Annotated in this window: 18 protein-coding genes; 10 read left to right on the top strand and 8 right to left on the bottom strand. The window is 57.0% G+C overall.

From position 1 onward, the window contains the following. The first annotated feature begins 3 nt into the window (after window positions 1–3). On the top strand, window positions 4–465 hold the full coding sequence (locus AAC622_RS09460) for a molybdenum cofactor biosynthesis protein MoaE (protein ID WP_340261945.1): 462 nt from the start codon (window positions 4–6) through the stop codon (window positions 463–465). A 1-nt stretch (window position 466) separates the two neighbouring features. Here the strand turns inward: AAC622_RS09460 and AAC622_RS09455 are convergent, their stop codons facing one another. From AAC622_RS09455 to ubiA, 3 genes are all read right to left on the bottom strand, one after another. Then, on the bottom strand, window positions 467–784 hold the full coding sequence (locus AAC622_RS09455) for a hypothetical protein (RefSeq protein ID WP_317656582.1): 318 nt from the start codon (window positions 782–784) through the stop codon (window positions 467–469). Further along, window positions 781–2661, bottom strand: a complete 1881-nt coding sequence (locus AAC622_RS09450) for an OmpA family protein (protein ID WP_340261943.1) — start codon at window positions 2659–2661, stop codon at window positions 781–783. The genes AAC622_RS09455 and AAC622_RS09450 overlap by 4 nt, the downstream gene beginning before the upstream one ends. Window positions 2662–2725: 64 nt before the next feature. Then, window positions 2726–3679 carry a 4-hydroxybenzoate octaprenyltransferase gene (ubiA, locus tag AAC622_RS09445; protein ID WP_340261941.1) on the bottom strand — a complete coding sequence of 318 codons (954 nt, stop codon included), beginning with the start codon at window positions 3677–3679 and terminating at the stop codon, window positions 2726–2728. An 11-nt stretch (window positions 3680–3690) separates the two neighbouring features. Here ubiA and AAC622_RS09440 point away from each other — a divergent pair, with 11 nt between their 5' ends. The 3 genes from AAC622_RS09440 to AAC622_RS09430 are packed head-to-tail and all read left to right on the top strand — an operon-like array spanning window position 3691 to window position 6348. Continuing rightward, the gene (locus AAC622_RS09440) at window positions 3691–4431 is read left to right on the top strand and encodes a 16S rRNA (uracil(1498)-N(3))-methyltransferase (RefSeq protein WP_340261939.1); all 741 of its coding nucleotides are present in this window, start codon (window positions 3691–3693) and stop codon (window positions 4429–4431) included. Then, window positions 4418–4957, top strand: a complete 540-nt coding sequence (locus tag AAC622_RS09435) for a hypothetical protein (protein WP_340261938.1) — start codon at window positions 4418–4420, stop codon at window positions 4955–4957. Before AAC622_RS09440 ends, AAC622_RS09435 begins: the two co-directional genes overlap by 14 nt. Before the next feature lie 20 nt (window positions 4958–4977). Then, on the top strand, window positions 4978–6348 hold the full coding sequence (locus tag AAC622_RS09430) for a glutamate--cysteine ligase (protein WP_340261936.1): 1371 nt from the start codon (window positions 4978–4980) through the stop codon (window positions 6346–6348). Here the strand turns inward: AAC622_RS09430 and plsY are convergent, their stop codons facing one another. From plsY to AAC622_RS09415, 3 genes are read right to left on the bottom strand one after another with little or no spacing between them, the layout of a single operon-like run. Next, the gene (gene plsY / locus AAC622_RS09425; protein WP_340263023.1) at window positions 6349–6954 is read right to left on the bottom strand and encodes a glycerol-3-phosphate 1-O-acyltransferase PlsY; all 606 of its coding nucleotides are present in this window, start codon (window positions 6952–6954) and stop codon (window positions 6349–6351) included. Further along, window positions 6948–8231, bottom strand: coding sequence for a dihydroorotase (gene pyrC, locus AAC622_RS09420; protein WP_340261934.1), 1284 nt, complete (start codon window positions 8229–8231; stop codon window positions 6948–6950). The genes plsY and pyrC overlap by 7 nt, the downstream gene beginning before the upstream one ends. Continuing rightward, window positions 8228–9184, bottom strand: a complete 957-nt coding sequence (locus AAC622_RS09415; RefSeq protein ID WP_340252745.1) for an aspartate carbamoyltransferase catalytic subunit — start codon at window positions 9182–9184, stop codon at window positions 8228–8230. The genes pyrC and AAC622_RS09415 overlap by 4 nt, the downstream gene beginning before the upstream one ends. A gap of 133 nt (window positions 9185–9317) precedes the next feature. Between AAC622_RS09415 and AAC622_RS09410 the strand changes: the two genes are divergently transcribed. The 4 genes from AAC622_RS09410 to AAC622_RS09395 all read left to right on the top strand — a co-directional run bounded on the left by AAC622_RS09410 (window position 9318) and on the right by AAC622_RS09395 (window position 15502). After that, complete coding sequence (locus AAC622_RS09410; protein ID WP_340261932.1) at window positions 9318–10142, top strand: uracil-DNA glycosylase; 825 nt, start codon at window positions 9318–9320, stop codon at window positions 10140–10142. Continuing rightward, window positions 10139–10681: a molybdenum cofactor synthesis domain-containing protein gene (locus AAC622_RS09405; protein ID WP_340261930.1), complete on the top strand. Its 543-nt coding sequence runs from the start codon at window positions 10139–10141 to the stop codon at window positions 10679–10681. The genes AAC622_RS09410 and AAC622_RS09405 overlap by 4 nt, the downstream gene beginning before the upstream one ends. Window positions 10682–10787: 106 nt before the next feature. After that, window positions 10788–12128, top strand: coding sequence for an efflux RND transporter periplasmic adaptor subunit (locus tag AAC622_RS09400; RefSeq protein ID WP_340261928.1), 1341 nt, complete (start codon window positions 10788–10790; stop codon window positions 12126–12128). A 2-nt stretch (window positions 12129–12130) separates the two neighbouring features. Beyond that, on the top strand, window positions 12131–15502 hold the full coding sequence (locus AAC622_RS09395; RefSeq protein WP_340261926.1) for an efflux RND transporter permease subunit: 3372 nt from the start codon (window positions 12131–12133) through the stop codon (window positions 15500–15502). Here AAC622_RS09395 and AAC622_RS09390 read toward each other — a convergent pair. Beyond that, on the bottom strand, window positions 15499–16353 hold the full coding sequence (locus tag AAC622_RS09390) for a protein-disulfide reductase DsbD domain-containing protein (protein WP_340261924.1): 855 nt from the start codon (window positions 16351–16353) through the stop codon (window positions 15499–15501). The genes AAC622_RS09395 and AAC622_RS09390 overlap by 4 nt on opposite strands. 116 nt (window positions 16354–16469) lie before the next feature. Here AAC622_RS09390 and AAC622_RS09385 point away from each other — a divergent pair, with 116 nt between their 5' ends. Continuing rightward, window positions 16470–17072 carry a YqgE/AlgH family protein gene (locus AAC622_RS09385; protein WP_340263021.1) on the top strand — a complete coding sequence of 201 codons (603 nt, stop codon included), beginning with the start codon at window positions 16470–16472 and terminating at the stop codon, window positions 17070–17072. On the opposite strand, the gene AAC622_RS09380 is transcribed toward AAC622_RS09385, so the two are convergent. Next, on the bottom strand, window positions 17069–18049 hold the full coding sequence (locus AAC622_RS09380; protein WP_340261922.1) for an L-threonylcarbamoyladenylate synthase: 981 nt from the start codon (window positions 18047–18049) through the stop codon (window positions 17069–17071). The two genes, AAC622_RS09385 and AAC622_RS09380, sit on opposite strands and share 4 nt — an antisense overlap. A 94-nt stretch (window positions 18050–18143) precedes the next feature. On the opposite strand from AAC622_RS09380, the gene AAC622_RS09375 reads away from it, so the two are divergent. After that, entirely contained in the window at window positions 18144–19169 is a 1026-nt protein-coding gene (locus AAC622_RS09375) for an MBL fold metallo-hydrolase (RefSeq protein ID WP_340261920.1), read from the top strand. Window positions 19170–19241: the final 72 nt, after the last annotated feature.

The following is a 19241-nucleotide window of genomic DNA, read 5'->3' as shown; positions in this document are numbered from 1 at the left end:
GCCATGGCGGTAGATGTCCGCGTCCAATCTGCGCCGTTTGATTTGGGCGCTGAGATTTCGGATTTCGCCGCGGCTGCAACGGGTGCGGGCGCTGTCGTCAGTTTCACAGGTCTGGTACGCGATTTGCCCGATCAAAGCCTCGCTCATATGGAAATAGAGCATTATGCAGGCATGACTGAAAAAGCGCTTGGTGCAATCGCCGCCGAAGCGCAGGCGCGCTGGCCGTTGATCCGCGTCTTGATCATCCACCGCTATGGCAAACTTGTGCCGTCAGACCAGATCATGATGGTAGCGACCGCTTCGCCCCATCGCAAAGCAGCATTTGAAAGCGCCGATTTCCTCATGGATTATCTAAAGTCCCGTGCGCCATTCTGGAAAAAAGAAGCGCGCCACGATGGGCGCGCGGATTGGGTAGAGGCCAAAGACGAAGATGAGGCCGCGCTTGCCCAATGGGTAAAACCTTAGCTTAAGATTTCTCCAACTTACTGCGCAGATGGTCGTTTTCGCTGCGGGCTTCACGCAAACCTTCCATCGCGGCACGCAACTCGGCCTCGGTTTGGGAAAGCTGCGTGGTCAATTCGCTTTCGCGCTGTTCGATATAAGTGATGGCTTGGTCGCGCAATTCTTCGGCTTCGTGCAGCGAAGCGGCGAGGCTTTCCAACTCATTCACATCTGCATCGGATACGCGCGTCAGACGATGCACAAGCCAATTTGCAAACCACCCAAGGGCAAAGGCGATGATCAAAATGATCGTAATGGCGATAATGAATTCAGTGCGGTTCATTGTTGGGCCTCCTCGCCTGCAGGGGCTTCGGCATCTGCCGCCTCCCCGGGCGTGTCATTTTCGGCTGCGGTTCGATCAATCAGTTTAAACTCGATACGACGGTTTTGCTCGCGGCCCTCTTCGGTGTCATTATCCGCGATTGGGTTGGCCTCTCCATAACCGCGCGCCGATAGGTTCGACACCAGAACCCGCCGCGCCAGAAGGCCGTTGAAGACCGCATCAGCGCGGGCTTGGCTCAATGTGAGGTTCATTTCCTCGCGCCCTTGACTGTCGGTATGACCGCCGATTTCCATATCGACATGGCGGCAATCTGGCAGGATCTCAGCCAAGCGATCTAGGATTGCGCCTGTGCTTTCGTTGATTTCAATCGACCCAGGATCAAAGGTGATTTTCGTCTCTGCCAACAGATCTTTGATCCGCGAAAGGCAGGTTTCAGGTGACAGCAATTCGGGTTCAGGCGCAAGGCTTGCATCCACGGTCACGTTGATCTCGAAATCTGCACCGTCAAGTTTATCCGATAGGAGGCGCGAGGCCAGTTCGATATGATCTCGATCTGCAACACGGCCAGACAATGTCAGTTTTGCGGGGGTGATGAGCAAATCGCCGTCATGCAAAAAGGACAGCGCCTCTAAGCCTGCAAGACTGCGGACTGACCATCCTTCGGGCAAGGCTTCGTCTAAATTCGTGGCGAAATAGACATTTTCGCTGCCGAAAAGCGCCTGCGCGAAAGCTTGGTTCGCGGCTTGCAGGTTTTCATCGGGTAAGCGACCGCGCACCTGAACGGCCCCTGTCTCAGAAAGGCTTGCGGTGAATTCTGGCGCTTCTAACGCGCCGCTATCTTGGGGCGGGGGCGGTAGGATGGCCTGCAATGAAAACAGATTGGGAAGGTTGCGGTCTAATTCACCCACCACCTGATCAAAAAGACGCTGCGATGTGCCTTCTTTCGCCACAAGGCTGACATCGGCGTCTGAGAAGGTGAGCGTCCCCTCCCCGAGTTCTGCAAGAGCGGCGACCGCCACCCCTATGGCCAGCGCCCATTCTGTGGAAGGCACGCCAAGGCCCACATCACAGCTTTCACCTGTGGCAAGGCCTGCGGCCTCTGCTGCGGTGATAATCCGCGCCGCATTCGCCTCCGTATCTGCGGAGCAAACCTCAAGACTGGCCACATCGCCCTCGCGGATCATACGAAAGGCAAAGGGTGTAATAACGGGACGGGGGGCGGAGATGTCGATAACCACATCCAACCCTGCCTGAGGGTAACTGTTTAAGCGGGATATTGCGCTGTCACGCTCCGCCACGCTATCGGCAACCGCCGTGACAGTCACCTTGCCCTGCATCACCGAGATTTTTGAACGTGGAAGCAAGCGCAAGGCGCGCAGCCCGTATTCAAGTGCGGCATCCCAACCTTGCGGAATAGGATAGTCAACGCTTTCCACCAGATTGGCGACTTCGACCCCATTGGTGATATCGGCGATGCGTGCGGCAATGGTTTCGCCATCGGCATCGGTTGGGATCAGTCCAATCATCGAAATGCCGTCACTGTTGCGCAACATCTCGAGCAGGAAATCTGGGGTTGAAATGCCCGCGGGGTCGGCAACGGTGATTTCATCAATCAGCCGGTCATCATCCACGACTGCCGCGGCAAGTGTCAGCGCGCGAAACCGTGCAGCCTCATTGGGGGCCTCGCCTGAAATGTGAACTTGCAGCCCGTCCCCGCGCAACTCGACCCAACTCACGCCAGATTGCTCCAGCCGTTCCTCAACCGCCGCAACAGAACGGTTTTCGATGGAGATCGCCGCGGCTATTGCCACGAGGTAAGACAACAGGCCTGCGACCAAAAAAGTTAAAACTGCTGCAAGAGAGAGCGAAATTTTCATATTGGAAATGTGATCCGAATTTATCCCCTGGGGATGGCTTAGAGATTAATCGCCCGAGGATCAATCACAGCAATGCTGCAGCGGCAAGAAATAGCCCAAAGATCAGCCCAGCATCGCGATTGCTGCGAAACAGCGACAGGCAGCGGTCGACATTGTTGATGTCCAACTGCCGCATCTGCCAGATCATATGGGCGGCAAAACCCACAACGCCGCAAAGACCCAATATTAGCGCCGCCCCTGATAGGACAACCATCACAGCCGCCGCCGCGAGGCCCGCGCTGAGGATCAAGAAGCCCCAAAGCCACTGCGCCGAATTCTCCCCAAAAAGGCGTGCGGTCGATTTCACGCCCATCAGCGCGTCATCTTCTTTGTCTTGATGGGCATAAATCGTGTCATAAAACAGGGTCCATGCAATTCCTGCGAGATAAAGAAGGATAGGGGCAAGCGATAGATTGCCTTGATGCGCCGCCCAAGCCAAAAGCGCGCCCCAGTTAAAGGCAATGCCCAAAAACACCTGCGGCCACCATGTGAAACGCTTGGCAAAAGGATAAATCGCCACAGGCAAGAGAGCCAGAATGCCCAACCAAATTGCGGCTGCTTGAAAGGTGAGCAGAATACCAAAAGAGATGAGTGCCTGCACAACCGCCCAAATCAGTGCGCCGCGCACTGTCACCTGACCTGATGGCAAAGGGCGCGATTGGGTGCGGGCAACGCCCGCATCAATATGGCGGTCGGTGATGTCATTCCATGTGCAGCCTGCACCGCGCATGAGAAACGCGCCAATAGCGCAGCCAAGTGCAATCCAGAGATTATAGACTGTTCCGCCCGCAGGGTCAGCCGCAACAGAAAGCGCCAAGCCCCACCAGCACGGCAAAAGCAATAACCATGTGCCAATTGGGCGATCGGCCCGAGATAATCGCAGATAGGGCCGTGTTGTGGCAGGGGCGAGATGATCGACCCAATTGCCCTGATAGGCATCGCGCACGCGACCCTCTGGCATTTGGTTATCTGCGCTCATATGATCCCCTTATGTCTCAAGCCGCCAAGATACGCCTTTACCTAGACCAGCTGCTTGCCAAAGCGCAAACACTCTCTCTCGAGCGTGATCAGGCCAATTATCTTTTTGCTGTGATGCGGCTTTCCGTTGGGGCCGAGATTTTGGTGTTTAATGGCCGTGACGGTGAGTTTCTTGCCGAAGTTGTCGAAGCAAATAAGCGCGCAGGACGGCTTTTGTGCCGCGAGCAAACCCGCGTGGTTCAGCTGCCGCCTGATCTATGGCTGATTTTCGCGCCAATCAAAAAAGCGCGCACAGATTTTATCGTGGAAAAAGCGACCGAGATGGGGGCCGCGCGGATCATCCCCGTTCAGACCGAGTTCACCAATTCCGAGCGGATCAGGCAGGATCGCTTGCAAGCCCACGCCATAGAGGCGGCAGAGCAATGTGGCGGCACATTCGTGCCTGAGGTCAGTGATCTGATGCGCCTTGATCGCCTTTTGGCGCAATGGCCTGAGGATCGTCAGATTATTTGGGCGGATGAGGCGCGGGTTGGTGTCGCGGCGGCTTTTGCGGGGCCGCAGCCTAGTCAGAAATGGGCGCTTTTGATTGGCCCTGAGGGCGGGTTTTCCCCGCAAGAGCGCGCAAGCCTGTCGCGCCTGCCTTTTGTGACCCCAGTCAGCCTTGGCCCACGCATTTTGCGTGCGGATACCGCCGCCGTGGCCCTGCTGACGCTGTTTCAATCTCATTTGGGGGATTGGCATGATCCGACCTGAATTGCGCCACGCCTTTGTGCGATACGCAGAGGTGATCGCAGCCTTCTGCGCGGTTGGCTTTGGCCTGTGGTTGATCACGCGCCCGAGCCCAATTTTAGGCATGGTTGGGTGGATGGTGGTTGCCGTGGCAGCAACAACGGGCTTTGTCGCATGGCGCCGCGCGCGGTTTGCATCGTCTGGGCAAGGCGTGGGGGTGGTCAGCCTTGTTGAAGGGCGCATCGCCTATATGGGCCCAATTTGGGGCGGTGCCGTGGATTTGGATGATCTAGAAAGCCTTGGCTTACGGGTGGATAAGGACAATGATCCTGCATGGGTTTTGAAAACCCGCGACAGTGTTTTGACCATCCCCCTTGAGGCAAGCGGCGCAGAGGTTTTGTTTGATGGGTTTTCTGCTCTGCCCAAAATTTCAATGGCAGCGCTGATTGCCGCGCGCGATAGGAAACGCCTTGGTACGCAAATTCTGTGGACGCGTGGCCTTGACACGGATGGTCAGGCGGGCCAGTTCCGCATTGGTGTGCAATCATAATTCAGGCGGGAGCAGCGCCCATGTCGATACCTCAGCAAGGCGGTGGCCCTATTGAACGCGAAAGCCAGTTGGCAGAGTATTTGGCCGCAGGGTGCAAGCCGCGGGATCAATGGCGCATTGGCACAGAGCATGAAAAATTCGGCTATTGCCGCGACACGCTAAACCCGCTGCCCTATGATGGCCCTCGCTCAATCAAAGCGGTGCTTGAGGAGTTGCGCGATAAATTCGGATGGGCGCCCGTGATGGAGGGCGCGCACATCATCGGCCTGACCAAGGATGGCGCGAATGTCAGCCTTGAGCCGGGCGGGCAGCTTGAACTTTCAGGCGCGCCTCTCGAGACAATCCACCAGACCTGTGACGAGGTGAACCAACACCTCCGCGAGGTGCGTGATGTGGCCGATAAGATCGGGGTTGAATTCATCGGCCTAGGTGCGGCCCCGATTTGGCGGCATGAGGATATGCCGATGATGCCAAAAGGGCGCTATCGCCTGATGACAGGCTATATGGATCGCGTGGGCAGCATGGGCAAAACCATGATGTATCGAACCAGCACGGTTCAGGTGAACCTCGATTTCTCCTGTGAGGCGGATATGGTGCAAAAGCTGCGCGTGGCTTTGGCGTTGCAACCTGTCGCGACTGCGCTGTTTGCAAATTCGCCCTTTATTGATGGCAAACCCAATGGGCATAAATCATGGCGCGCCCGTGTTTGGCGTGACCTCGATGCCGCGCGAACGGGGATGCTGCCGTTCGTCTTTGAGCAGGGTTTTGGCTTTGAGGCATGGGTGCAATATGCGCTCGATGTGCCGATGTATTTTGTATATCGCGATGGGGTTTACATTGACGCGCTCGGTCAATCCTTCCGCGATTTTCTCAAAGGTCAATTGCCCGCCCTTCCAGGTGAGGTGCCGACCCTGTCTGATTGGGCGGATCATTTGACCACAATTTTCCCAGAGGCACGGGTCAAGAAATTCATCGAAATGCGCGGTGCCGATGGCGGCCCATGGCGCAGGCTATGTGCTTTGCCCGCGTTTTGGGTGGGTTTGATGTATGATCAGACCGCATTGGACGCCGCATGGGATTTGGTGAAGGGATGGGACGCTGAGACCCGCGATACGCTGCGCGCTGCGGCATCTGTTGAAGGGCTTCAGGCCGACACTCACGGGATAAAGATGCATGAGCTGGCGCGTGAAGTTGTGGCGCTCTCTGAGGCGGGGTTGAAAACCCGCGCGCGCGCGGGCGCGGGTGGGCTTGTGCCTGATGAGACACATTTTCTGAATGCGTTGAAAGAAAGCCTAGACAGCGGCAAAACCCCCGCCGATGAATTGTTAGAACGCTATCACGGCGAATGGGGCGGTGATTTAACGCGGATCTACGAAGAGTATAAATACTGATTAGGATTTCTGGCCAATTTTCGGCTCGGTGCCAGAGAGCAGTCTTTTGATATTCGCGTGGTGTCTGTTGAAAATCAGCGCAGCCAAGATGACCGTGACGACTGCGGTCTGCGGATAACCCAAGATTGCCACGAATACGGGTGACAATACTGCCGCGATCAGCGCGGATAGGGACGAAATGCGAAACAGCGCGGCCACAATCGTCCATGTGGCGCAAGCCGCAATACCTGCAGGCCAAGCAAGTGCGAGGAGCGTGCCGAGAAAGGTTGCCACCCCCTTGCCGCCCTTGAAACCGATAAACACAGGGTAGCAATGCCCGAGAAATGCCGCGCCCCCCGCAACTTGTGCAGCTAAATCGCCAAACAAAGCGCGTGCCACCAAAACGGCAATCGCACCTTTTCCTGCATCAAGAACCAAGGTCAGGAAAGCCGCCAGTTTATGGCCTGTGCGCAGGACATTGGTTGCGCCAATATTGCCCGACCCAATGCTGCGCAAATCGCCCAAATTGAACAGGCGCGCCATGACCAGTCCAAAGGGAACCGAGCCCAAGAGATAGGCCCCGATCCCAACGAGGCCCAATTGGATCAAGTTAAATTCGATCACGATGCGTTCCGTTCATAAATGCATTGGCCGTTGACGAAACTTGCCAAAACCATCCCTTGCAGCCGTGCGCCATCAAAGGGCGTGTTCTTGGATTTTGAGTGCAAAGCGAAGCGATCCAGAACAAAGGGTCGATTTGGATCAAACAGAATGACATCAGCCGCAGCACCTTCGGCTAAGCTGCCACCTGGGACATTAAAGCGGCGGGCGGGGTTCAAAGACAACGCTTTGAAGAGATCAGGCAGGCTCAGACCCGCCCCGTGATGCAGCCGCAACGAGGCGGGCAACAGGGTTTCAAGCCCTACTGCGCCACTGGCCGCCGCTTCATAAGGCAGCCGTTTGCTTTCTTCATCCTGGGGTGTGTGCATGGAGCAAATAATATCAATAAGCCCTTCCCGCAGCGCCTCAACCATCGCAACGCGATCTTCCTCGGCGCGCAAGGGTGGCTTGACCTTAAAGAAGGTGCGGTAATCGCCTACGTCAAATTCGTTCAGCGTCAAATGGTGGATTGAAATAGCGGCCGTAACATTCAGCCCTGCCTCTTTCGCGCGGCGCAGCGCGGGTAACGATTTCGCGGTGGAGATCTGATCTGCGTGATAGGCCACGCCGGTCATTTCAACCAATGCAAGATCGCGCTCCAACCCCATACGTTCTGCCATAGGCGACACTGCGGGCAAGCCTTTAAGAGAGGCGAATTTGCCAGAGGTTACAGCCGCCCCTTCTGACAAAATAGGGTCTTGTGGATGGCCCACAATGAGCGCGCCAAGACTGCGGGCGTACACCATGCAGCGGCTGAGAACCTTGCTGTCGCGCAGAACTAGGTCGCCATCGCTGAAGGCCACAGCCCCTGCATCCAAGAGAAAGCCCAATTCCGTCATCTCGCGCCCCTCACGGCCCTTGGTCAGGGCAGCCATTGGGAGGATACGCACGGGGCTTGCATCCTGCGCGCGGCGGCGCACGAATTCCAATGTTTCAGGCGTATCAATCGAGGGGGTGGTGTCAGCACGCGTGACGATGGTGGTCACGCCACCTGCGGCGGCAGCCGCGCCTGCGCTGCGGAAACTTTCCTTATGACGTTCACCAGGCTCGCCGATTTTGACGCCAATATCGACCAGACCGGGGGCAAGGCAGGATTCGGCGCAGTCAATGACGCGCTCTGCGTTTCGGGTCGTGTCACCCGTTCCGCGCGCCGCAATCATCCCATCTTTGACGAGAAGCCAGCCCAAATCCTCAGTGCCTGCCTCTGGGTCTATGAGGCGCGCATTTTTGAATAGTATATTCATGCTTGCGCCCCCTTTTCGGCTCGTCTGGCACGCAAATTCTGCGCCAGCAAATCCATTGCTGCCATACGCACAGCAACGCCCATTTCAACCTGCTCTTGGATTACTGATCGGTTGATGTCATCGGCAATGGTTCCGTCAATCTCGACCCCGCGATTCATTGGGCCGGGGTGCATGACAATCGCATCATCCTTGGCGGCGCTCAGCTTTTCTGCGTCCAGCCCGAAGCGGTGATAATATTCCCGTTCCGATGGGATGAAGGCGCCGTCCATGCGTTCTTTTTGAAGGCGCAGCATCATCACCACATCACAGCCTGCAAGCCCTGCTTGCATATCGTCATACATTTCCACGCCCCATTCGCTGACCCCTGCGGGCATCAAGGTGGGGGGGCCAATTAGACGAATTCGGTTCTCCATTTTGCCAAGCAGCAGAATGTTTGAGCGCGCCACGCGGCTATGTGCAATGTCGCCGCATATCGCAATGTTCAGGCGGTGCAAGCGCCCTTTTGCGCGGCGAATGGTCAGCGCATCCAACAGGGCTTGGGTTGGGTGTTCATGCTTGCCATCGCCCGCATTCAGAACCGCGCAATTTACCTTTTCCGCCAAGAGGTTCACGGCGCCCGAATGGGGGTGCCGCACAACCAAAAGATCAGGATGCATCGCGTTGAGCGTCAGCGCCGTATCAATGAGCGTTTCACCCTTTTTCAGGCTAGACGCCGCCATCGCCATGTTCATCACATCCGCGCCAAGACGTTTGCCTGCCAATTCAAAACTGGCTTGGGTGCGGGTGGAGGCCTCGAAAAACATATTGATCTGGGTCAGCCCCTTTAAGGCGTCACCGTGTTTATTATCACCGCGCTCAAGTTCGGCGTAGCGATCGGCAAGATCAAGAATTGTAACGATTTCATCGGGGGCAAGTGTTTCGATACCTAAGAGGTGGTTTTGGCGAAACGACATCGGGCTCCCCCTGATCTGTCTTCCTATTTGACTGCGCCGCTTATAGGCCGTCTTTGGGGGCGGACACAACCCATCCGATAGAGGCTGTTATGGCCCATTTACCTCGCGGCGCACTGGCAGTAGCATTGTGACCATGAGCCATGACCTTGATCAGAAGACCTATACCGATGCGCTTGCCGCGCTCAGTTGGCAGGTGGATTTGGGTGTGAGCGATGCGATTGAAGAAGCGCCGATCAACCGATTTGACCTTGAGCCCGAGGTGAAGCCTGCGCCCGTTTCACCAAAGGTCGCGCAGTCTAAGCCTGCACCAACACCCGCACCGAAAGCGGCCACTGTTTCAGATTTGGCCAAAGCCGCCGATGCCCTAGCACAGGCGGCACCTTCCTTAGATGCATTGCGGGCTGCAATGGCGGATTTCCATGGGCTTGATCTGCGCAAAGGCGCGCGGAATATGGTTTTCTCGCAGGGCAACCCTCAGGCCGATGTGATGGTCATTGCCGAAGCCCCAAGCCGTGCCGATGATGAGGCGGGGCAGGGTTTTAGCGATGAGGCGGGCAAACTCTTTGATGCGATGTTTGGCGCGATCGGTCTTTCGCGGTCGGCAGAGGGTCAGAGTGAGGCGCTCTATTTCACGTACGTTTCCCCGTGGCGGATGCCGCAAGATCGCCCAATCACAGAGGCCGAGCATCAGGTGCTGCGTCCTTTCTTGCTGCGCCATATCGCATTATGTGCGCCGAAGGCGGTGGTGCTGCTTGGAAATGCATCTTGCGTTTCAGCCCTGTCACCAACGGGTGTCCAGCGTCTGCGTGAATCGGATCATATGCTTGTCGCAGGCGCGCATCGCTGCCCTGCTTTCCCAATTTATTCGCCCGCTCGATTGATGAACGTGCCTTTGCTCAAGCGCGAGGCTTGGGCGGATTTGTTGAAACTGAAAGCGAGCCTTGGGGGCGCGAGATGAGCCGCATTGATGAGACGCGCGACTTTATCCCAATCGGCATTGCGGTTCTGGCCGTTTCTGACACGCGGGATTTGACGCAAGATAAATCTGGCGACCTTTTGGAAGGGCGGATCAAAGCGGCGGGCCATTATTTGATCCACCGCGAGATTTTACGCGATGAGCGCACTGAGATCGCAGAAAAACTGCGCGCGTGGTGCGCGGATCCTGCGGTGGACGTGATCCTGACCACGGGTGGCACGGGTCTTACAGGGCGCGATGTCACGGTGGAGGCGCATCGCGATGTTTACGAAAAAGAAATCGAGGCCTTTGGCACCGTTTTCACCATGGTATCGATGCACAAAATTGGCACATCAGCAGTTCAATCTCGGGCAACGGGCGGGGTCTGCCAAGGCACATACCTTTTTGCCTTACCGGGCAGTTTGGGGGCCTGTGCCGATGCGTGGGATGAAATTCTAAATTGGCAGCTCGATTATCGCCATCGCCCCTGCAATTTTGTTGAAATCTTGCCCCGCCTTGAGGAACATCGGCGGCGGAAATAGCCATGCCGAACATATCCCCCATGTGGGGTCACTATGCCGCGCTATTTCCATCGTGCTTTCTTGGTCTATTCTTAGGGTAATCCTTCCCTGCTGAGGCGATACATTTATGAGATTTTTCAACCGTGCATTGACGGGGTTATTCCTAAGCGCTGTGACCTTCGGACTGTTGTCCTTGGCGGTCGGGCTGATCTGGTCATCTTTGCAGGAACGCATGGGCGATCAGGGCAGTCGCCCGCCTGCCCGAGAGCGGGTTTTTGCCGCCGAAGTTCTGACGCTGACCCCGCAAAGCTTGCGTCCTGAACTGACCGCGTTTGGCGAGATTTTGCCGCGGCGCAGTCTAGAATTGCGGGCGGCCATCGGGGGACGTGTGGTTGAGCTTGCGCCCAATTTCCGCGAGGGGGGACGTGTTGAGGAAGGCGCGCTTTTGGTGCGGATTGATCCTGCCGAGGCAGAATGGGCGCGCGACACCGCCGCGGCAGATCTACAGGATGCAGAAGCGCAGGAAGATTTGCGCCGCCGCGCGCTAGCGCGGGCGCGTGATCTTGCGGATCGCGGTGTCGGCAGTTTGGCCGCGGTTGAGGCGGCGGAATTGGCCGTGGCTTCCGCCAGCCAAGCCACATTGGCCCGCAGGCAGGCGCTTGCGGATGCAGAGCGGCGTTTGGCTGATACTGAAATTCGCGCTGGATTTTCGGGGGTTTTGTCCGAGGTTGATTTGGCCGAAGGGCGGCTGTTGAGCGCGAATGAGCAATTTGGCCGCCTGCTTGATCCTGATCAGCTTGAAGTCGCCTTTCGTCTATCGACCGCGCAATATGCGCGCCTGGTGGGCGAAGATGGCCGCCTGCCGCAAGTTGATGTGGAGTTGCGCATTGATCTGGGTGAGCAAGTTCTGACCCTACCTGCACGCCTGACGCGGGAGAGCGGGGCGGTGGGTGAGGGGCAAACGGGGCGGTTGCTCTTTGCCGATGTGCTGCGCCCTGCGGGCTTGCAAGCGGGGGATTTTGTCAGTGTCCATGTGACCGAGCCCGCGCTTGAGGGCGTCATGATTGCGCCTGCCACGGCCTTGGCCGATGGCGCGCATGTGCTTGTTTTAGGGGATGAAGATCGCCTTGAGGACGCCGAAGTTACGCTCCTGCGCCGGCAAGGGGATGATGTGATTTTCCGCGCGGATCACTTGGCAGGCCGTGAGATTGTGGCCGCCCGAACCCCCGTCTTGGGGGCGGGGATCAAGGTTGACCCTCTGCGCCCTACAGCCGATGGCAGCCTACCTGAGGTGGTGCAAGACGAGGAGCTAGAGCTTGACCCTGAACGCCGTGCGCGGCTGATCGCCTATGTTGAAGGCAACAGTTTTATCCCTGATGATGTGAAATCGCGGCTCTTGGATCAATTAAACCAACCCCGTGTGCCAAGCGGGGTGGTGGCGCGGCTTGAAGAACGAATGGGGGGCTAACCATGCGTAGCCTTCCGCCACAGGCCTCGGGCATATTGTCTTACTTCACGCGTCACCGCACGGCGGCCAATTTGGTTTTGGTTGCATTGATCGTGGCAGGCTTGTTTGCCCTGCCCAATATGCGTGCGCAGTTTTTTCCCGATGTTGTGGTGGATGATATCGACATCTCGACCCGATGGGATGGGGCAGGGGCTGAGGATGTAGATGCCGCTATTGTGGGCGTCGTGGAACCTGTTCTTTTGGCGGTTGATGGTGTTGTCGCATCCGAGGCCACCGCGCGTGAAGGGGTGGCCAATATTCGTTTGGAATTTGAGCCCAGCTGGGACATGGCCCGCGCAGCAGATGATGTGCAGCAGGCAGTCGATAGTGTCACCGACCTGCCCCAAGATGCCGATACGCCAGAGGTGCGGCGCGGCACATGGCGTGATCGCGTGACCGATGTGGTGATTACGGGGCCCGTGGCACCCGCCCAACTGGGTCGGTTCGCAGATGAATTCGTGGCGCGCCTCTTTGATCAGGGGGTGACACGCACAACCATTCGCGGGGTCGCTGCCCCGCAGATTTTGATCGAAGTGCCAACGGTGCGGTTGATTCAATATGATCTCACGATGGCTGATATTGCAGCTGCCATTGCGGCCGAAGTCGATACCGCGCCCGCAGGGGCGGTTGATGGGGCCAATGCACGGGTGCGGGCAGGATCAGCCAAGCGTAGCGCGGAGGAGATCGCGGCAATTGCCCTTATTCGTGACCCGAACGGGCGCACAGTCTCGATTGGAGATGTGGCGCGGGTGATGGAATTGGCGGTTGACCGCGAAAGTGCGTACTTCGTGGGTGGCAACCCAGCAATGACGGTGCGGGTGGATCGCTCTGATAAGGGTGATGCGATTTCCATACAGGCAACAGTCGAAGACATCGCCACGCAAATGGAGGCGACCCTGCCGCAAGATGTGCAGATTGATCTGATCCGCACGCGCGCAGAGTTTATTTCGGGGCGTTTAGAAATTCTGTTGTCCAATGGCGCGACAGGTTTGGCGTTGGTTCTTGGCTTGTTGTTTTTGTTTCTCAATGCCCGCACCGCTTTTTGGGTGGCAGCGGGCATCCCCGTGGCGATGTTGGCCGCAATTGCGCTGATGTATGCCGTTGGGATCACCCTGAATATGATTTCGCTTTTTGCTTTGATCATCACTTTGGGGATTGTTGTGGATGATGCGATTGTGGTGGGCGAACATGCCGACTACCGCCATCGCGCCCTTGGGGAAGACCCTATCACTGCCGCCGAAACTGCCGCGCGGCGCATGGCAGCGCCTGTTTTTGCCGCGACCCTCACCACTGTTCTGGCATTTGCGGGACTTGCGGCCATTGGCGGCAGGTTTGGGGATTTGATCGCTGATATTCCCTTTACTGTCATCGTGGTGCTGACGGCCAGTTTGGTGGAATGTTTCCTAATCCTTCCCAACCATATGGCGCATGCTTTGGCGGCGAATGCGAAGGATGCTTGGTATGATCGCCCCTCACGTTTTGTGAACCGCTGGTTCGAGAGGCTGCGCGGGCGCTATTTCCGCCCCTTCATCGATTTTGCCGTTAAAGCGCGCTATCCTGTTGTGGCCGTGATGTTGCTGCTTTTGGCCACCCAAGCCGCCAGTTTCTTGCGCGGTGATGTCACGTGGCGCTTTTTCAATGCGCCTGAGCTGAGCTCCGTTTCGGGGAATTTTGCCATGCTTGACGGGGCAGGGCGTGACGATAGCCTTGCCATGTTGGCTGAAATGCAACGCGCGGTTGAGGCCGTTGCAAGCCGGTATGAGGCTGAGCATGGCCGCAACCCAACCTCGTATATCTTAGCTGAAATTGGCGGGAATACGGGCGGCAGTCTTGCATCTGCCAATGGGAAAGACAGCGATCTTTTAGGGTCAATTTCTATCGAGTTGATTGACCCTGACCTGCGCCCTTATTCCTCCTTTGCTTTTGTCGCGGATTTACAAAATGAAGTGCAGCAAAATCCGATGGTGGAAGAGATCAGCTTTCGCGGATGGCGCGGCGGGCCAGGTGGCGATGCGATTGATGTTCAAATCACAGGCGCGGAAACCGAGATTCTCAAGGCTGCAGCAGAGGCCGTCAAAACCGCGCTTTTGCCCTTTGGCGAGGTGTCAGGTTTGGCCGATGATCTGCCCTATGATCGGCAAGAGTTAAGTCTATCTCTAACCCCGCGCGGAGAGGCCTTGGGATTTGAAATTGAGGCTTTGGGGCGGATATTGCGCAATCGCTTGGGTGGGGTTGAAGCGGCAAGCTTTCCCGATGGGTTGCGCACGGCCACGGTGCGGGTGGAATTGCCGCAAGGCGAGTTAACCGCCGATTTTCTGGATCGCATGTTGTTGCGGGCGGATGGCGGCAGCTATGTGCCCTTGGCCGATATTGTTTCGGTTGAGACGCGAACGGGCTTTTCCACAATCCGCCGCGAAAACGGACAGCGCGTGGTGTCAGTGACGGGGGACTTATCCGAAGATGACCCTGCCCGCGCTGAGGAAATCATGGCGCAATTGCGTGATCAAATCTTGCCAAATATTGAGGCGCAATTTGGGGTGACCACGACCCTTTCGGGCTTGGCCGAGCAGGAACGCGCTTTCTTGGACGATGCCCTTGCGGGGTTCTTGGCCTGTATGGTTGGCATTTACATCGTTTTGGCCTGGATTTTTGCAAGCTGGCTGCGCCCGCTTGTCGTGCTGTGCGTGATCCCGTTTGGCCTGACGGGGACGATATTTGGCCATTGGCATTGGGATGTGCCTTTGTCGATGTTTACGGTTGTGGGTCTGATCGGGATGACGGGTATCATCATCAATGACTCGATTGTTTTGGTTTCAACTGTGGATGAATATGCAAAAGATCGTGGGCTGATCCCTGCCGTGGTTGATGCTGCCTGTGATCGTTTGCGACCCATTCTTTTGACCACCCTGACCACGGTTCTGGGTCTTGCGCCCTTGTTGTTTGAAACATCGTCACAGGCGCAGTTCCTCAAACCCACTGTGATTACGTTGGTTTATGGTTTGGGCTTTGGGATGTTTGTCGTCTTGCTCTTGGTGCCAGCGGTTTTGGCAATACAAGCTGATATTGGAAAGCATGTGCGCAGCTTGCGCCGCGGCTTGGGCCATCGCGAGCGGATTGGTCAAGCAGGCGCCACGCTTTGGCTTGCCTCTTTGGGGGTGGTTCTCTGGTGGGGTTTGGTCATGGGCGGCCCAATCTTGACGGGCGGGGCTTGGGGATGGGGGGCCGCACTCCTACCCGCGAGTGCCCTGACTGCGTTCCTTGTCTTTAGCCTTGGCGTGCTGATCTTGGTTTTGGGGCTTGCCGCAGGGGTCGCCTATCAAAATCGCAAGACCTAACGCGCCACGCAGCCCTCAATCTCGATCGCGCGATGAGAGCCGACAAGTGTGATGCGCAGGTCTGAGCGCTCCATTGAAAAGGGCAGGCCTTGCGGGGGCACCAAATCCGCAGTTGCGGTGATCTGCCCCCCATTGCGCTGAAAGGTGGGCGGCGACATCCAGACATCTGGGAGGGGCAGTTCTAACATCATCGTTTCAGGCGACCCTAAATCGGGGGCGGTGACCTCTACCGACACTTGCAACCCATCTGAAATTGGCCTGATTGCACATCGGGCAGGGCCAACGCCAGCTTCTGCGGCGGGGGTGGGTTGATCTGCCAACGCCTGCAGGATCATCGGATCACGGGCCCCGCTATCTGGTAAAATACCCTCAAGCTCAAGGCTGATTGGCATGCAAATTTCGTCACAAACGCCAATGCTCAACTCTGCCGATAGGGGCATGGGGCCAAGGCCGCGGGGCATTGCAAGCTCAATCGGAAAGACCACGTGATCATGATACCCAATATTGGGCGTGCCCGCCGTGAAGATAACTTCGGGGCGGGGGAAATGCATCCAAGCCGCTGCAATCTGAGCGTTTCTTTCGATCCGAAATTCAGGTGCGAGGCCCCCATCCCCAGGGCTGCGCCAATAGGTTTTCCACCCTTGGGCTAGGCTGATTTCTACGGCGGCCATGTGATGGCCATTTTCCATACGCCATCCAGACAGAAACCGTGCCGTGACGACATCATCACCGTTCAAGGCAACAGTTTGGCCTGACGCGGCGCCCGTGATCCCGCAGGCCATGCAAAACGCAAAAGCGCCCAAAGTGAGGGCGCGCGCGGCGGCATTGGATGGGATGGTTTCATTCATCATAGCCTAAGTGGTTAGCGGCAGACGCCATGAATGAAAAGTCACGTTTCGGCGAAGATGCGGCAAATTCCGCGCGGTCGCCCCTTGCCCTTGCGACAGGCTCCGCGCATTTTGGACATATGAATGAAATTGAAAATATCGACAGCGCGATCGAGACTTTAACAGGCAAACTCTTGGTCGCTATGCCTGGAATGGGGGATCCGCTTTTTGCGCATGCGGTGGTGTTCCTCTGCGCGCATGATGACGAGCAGGCCATGGGGTTGATCATTAACAAACCTTTGGCCGAATTAACCTTGTCTGAGATGTTTGAGCAATTGGGCATTGCCAATGGCTCAGGATCTTTGCCTGATTTACCAATCTGCTTTGGTGGCCCCGTTGAACAGGGGCGTGGATTTGTTCTGCATGAAACCTCTTATGCGCAAGGTGACGCAGGTCATGCGGGACGCCTAGAGGTGGATGACACATTTGCCATGACCGCCACCCTTGATATCCTAGACGATATTGCGCAAGGCGAAGGCCCAGATCAGGCCATTGTCGCCTTGGGCTATGCGGGCTGGGGTCGGGGCCAGTTGGAAAGTGAGATTGCGCAGAATGCGTGGCTGATTTGCGAGGCCGCGCCAGATCTGGTTTTCAACGTGGATATGCCGCGCAAATGGGAAGCTGCGCTTGCAAAATTGGGCATTGATCCGATTTTGTTGTCTGCGCAGGCAGGGCGCGCTTAATCGCGCGGGGCGGCAGCCCGCATCAGCCGATCATTTATTGCAAGGCCCAATCCCTTTTGTGGGACAGGCGCGACATCAATCCCAGTTTTGCCGCGCAAAGCCAGTTCCGCATCGGCGTGGTGCAGGATTGAAAACAGTGCCGCAGCCGCCTCCCGCAAGTCGCCCTTTTCCGAGAGGGTGAAATCTGCATCCCCCATCGGGCCAAAGGCAATGCGTAATCGTGTTGGGTCGCTGAGATCCTGATTGATGCGCAGCGGTGCATTGGGGGCGTAATGGCTGCTCATCTGACCAGGTGCAGCTACGCGTCCAGGTGTGAGGTCAGACACAAGCGCCCCAGTCAGCGCGCTGATCTCTTCGCGCGCAATGCCACCCTCGCGCAGGAGTTTTGCGGGCTTCTGACTTGCGTCCACGATGCTTGACTCAAGGCCTACGGGGCAGGGCCCACCATCTACGATCGCCGCGATGCGATTGCCCAACGATCGCGCCACATGTTCGGCCGATGTGGGGGACAAACGCCCTGATCTATTGGCAGAGGGTGCAGCAATTGGGCCACCAAAGCGGCGCAAGATATTTTGGGCCACAGGGTGGTTTGGAATGCGAATTGCCACAGTCGGCAGACCTGCACTGACCAAGGGGGATAGCCCGTGATCAGGGCGCAGGCGCAAGACCAAGGTCAAAGGGCCGGGCCAAAACCGATCTGCCAAGATCCGTGCGGTATCGGTCACGTCTGCAATTTGCGCGACCTGTGCGAGGTCAGCCACATGCACGATCAGCGGGTTGAATGTAGGCCGCCCTTTTGCCTCAAAGATTTTGGCACAGGCTTGGTCATTGCGTGCATCTGCGCCAAGCCCGTAGACAGTTTCCGTGGGCAGCGCGACCAATTCCCCTTGTTCTAGCAAGCCACAAGCACGCGCGATCCCCTGCTCATCAGGGGACAAACATGCGGGGCGGTCTTGGGTGGGTGGCACTTGTGACATTGGGGTTCATCGCCTAGGACGGCTGTGGTGTTTGCGCGGCCCGATATAGCTTGGGCGTGCTGTGAAGCCAAGCCGCGCTGCAAAAAGGTGTAACATGATCCACTATCCACACGAGACCCCACCTGCAAAAGGCACTGCGCGGGAAATAGCGGATGGCATCCTGTGGATTCGGTTATCCATGCCCTTGGGCTTGGATCATGTGAATGTCTATGCCTTGCGCGAACCAAATGGCTGGACGGTGATCGACACAGGGCTTGATACAAAACTCAATCGCCGTGAATGGGCCGCGATTATAAAAGATGATCTGCGCGGTGATCCTATCTTGCGGGTGGTTGTCACCCATCACCACCCCGATCATGTCGGGCTTGCTGGTTGGTTTATAGCACAAGGCGCGGAATTATTGATGACCCGCACCGCATGGCTGACGGCAAGGATGCTGACCTTGGGCGAGGAGCCAACACCGAGCCCAGAAGCGGTGTCTTTTTGGCGTGGGGCGGGCATGGATGAAGCGCTTTTGAGCAAGCGCCTTGATAACCGCCCCTTTAATTTCTGTGACACAGTTTATCCTTTACCCTTGGGCTTTACGCGTTTGGAGGAAGGGGCGGTGCATCGTCTTGGCGGGCGTGACTGGGTCGTGCATTTGGGCCAAGGTCACGCACCAGATCATGCCACCTTATGGTGCCAAGATGCGCCGCTTGTTTTGGCGGGGGATCAGCTTTTGCCATCGATATCGCCCAATCTTGGGGTTTATCCTACAGAACCGATGGCAGATCCTGTGGCCGAATGGCTAGAAAGCTGCGCAAGGTTTGAAACCATGGCGCACGAAGATCATCTTGTTTTGCCAGGTCACAAGCTGCCCTATCATGGATTGCCTGCACGATTGGCGCAATTATCGGACAATCATCACGGTGCGCTTGCCCGGCTGCGTGAACATTTGCGCGCGGAACCCCGCACAGCGGTTGACTGCTTTGCCCCCTTGTTCAAACGCCAGATTGATGAGGCGACTTATGGGCTAGCGATGGTCGAGGCCGTGGCCCATCTCAACCATCTCTATCATCTGGGCGAAGTTGTCCGTGAAATGGACACGCGCGGTGCATGGGTTTGGGAGTTGCGCAGTTGAGGGTGCCGCCCATCTCCCTTGTCACCTTGTGAGATTTTTACAAAGATCGTGTCACAGTGTCGCGTGACAGGG

The organism is Roseobacter sp. HKCCA0882, assembly GCF_037805225.1.
Lineage (GTDB): Bacteria > Pseudomonadota > Alphaproteobacteria > Rhodobacterales > Rhodobacteraceae > M30B80.
The sequence above is the reverse complement of the archived record's forward strand: the minus strand, read 5'-3'. Positions and strand labels throughout refer to the sequence as shown.

Coding starts and splice junctions, on each gene's coding strand:
- AAC622_RS09460 (WP_340261945.1), top strand. CDS start 4: ATGGCGGTAGATGTCCGCGTCCAATCTGCGCCGTTTGATTTGGGCGCT.
- AAC622_RS09455 (WP_317656582.1), bottom strand. CDS start 784: ATGAACCGCACTGAATTCATTATCGCCATTACGATCATTTTGATCATC.
- AAC622_RS09450 (WP_340261943.1), bottom strand. CDS start 2,661: ATGAAAATTTCGCTCTCTCTTGCAGCAGTTTTAACTTTTTTGGTCGCA.
- ubiA (WP_340261941.1), bottom strand. CDS start 3,679: ATGAGCGCAGATAACCAAATGCCAGAGGGTCGCGTGCGCGATGCCTAT.
- AAC622_RS09440 (WP_340261939.1), top strand. CDS start 3,691: ATGTCTCAAGCCGCCAAGATACGCCTTTACCTAGACCAGCTGCTTGCC.
- AAC622_RS09435 (WP_340261938.1), top strand. CDS start 4,418: ATGATCCGACCTGAATTGCGCCACGCCTTTGTGCGATACGCAGAGGTG.
- AAC622_RS09430 (WP_340261936.1), top strand. CDS start 4,978: ATGTCGATACCTCAGCAAGGCGGTGGCCCTATTGAACGCGAAAGCCAG.
- pyrC (WP_340261934.1), bottom strand. CDS start 8,231: ATGAATATACTATTCAAAAATGCGCGCCTCATAGACCCAGAGGCAGGC.
- AAC622_RS09415 (WP_340252745.1), bottom strand. CDS start 9,184: ATGTCGTTTCGCCAAAACCACCTCTTAGGTATCGAAACACTTGCCCCC.
- AAC622_RS09410 (WP_340261932.1), top strand. CDS start 9,318: ATGAGCCATGACCTTGATCAGAAGACCTATACCGATGCGCTTGCCGCG.
- AAC622_RS09405 (WP_340261930.1), top strand. CDS start 10,139: ATGAGCCGCATTGATGAGACGCGCGACTTTATCCCAATCGGCATTGCG.
- AAC622_RS09400 (WP_340261928.1), top strand. CDS start 10,788: ATGAGATTTTTCAACCGTGCATTGACGGGGTTATTCCTAAGCGCTGTG.
- AAC622_RS09395 (WP_340261926.1), top strand. CDS start 12,131: ATGCGTAGCCTTCCGCCACAGGCCTCGGGCATATTGTCTTACTTCACG.
- AAC622_RS09390 (WP_340261924.1), bottom strand. CDS start 16,353: ATGATGAATGAAACCATCCCATCCAATGCCGCCGCGCGCGCCCTCACT.
- AAC622_RS09385 (WP_340263021.1), top strand. CDS start 16,470: ATGAATGAAATTGAAAATATCGACAGCGCGATCGAGACTTTAACAGGC.
- AAC622_RS09380 (WP_340261922.1), bottom strand. CDS start 18,049: ATGTCACAAGTGCCACCCACCCAAGACCGCCCCGCATGTTTGTCCCCT.
- AAC622_RS09375 (WP_340261920.1), top strand. CDS start 18,144: ATGATCCACTATCCACACGAGACCCCACCTGCAAAAGGCACTGCGCGG.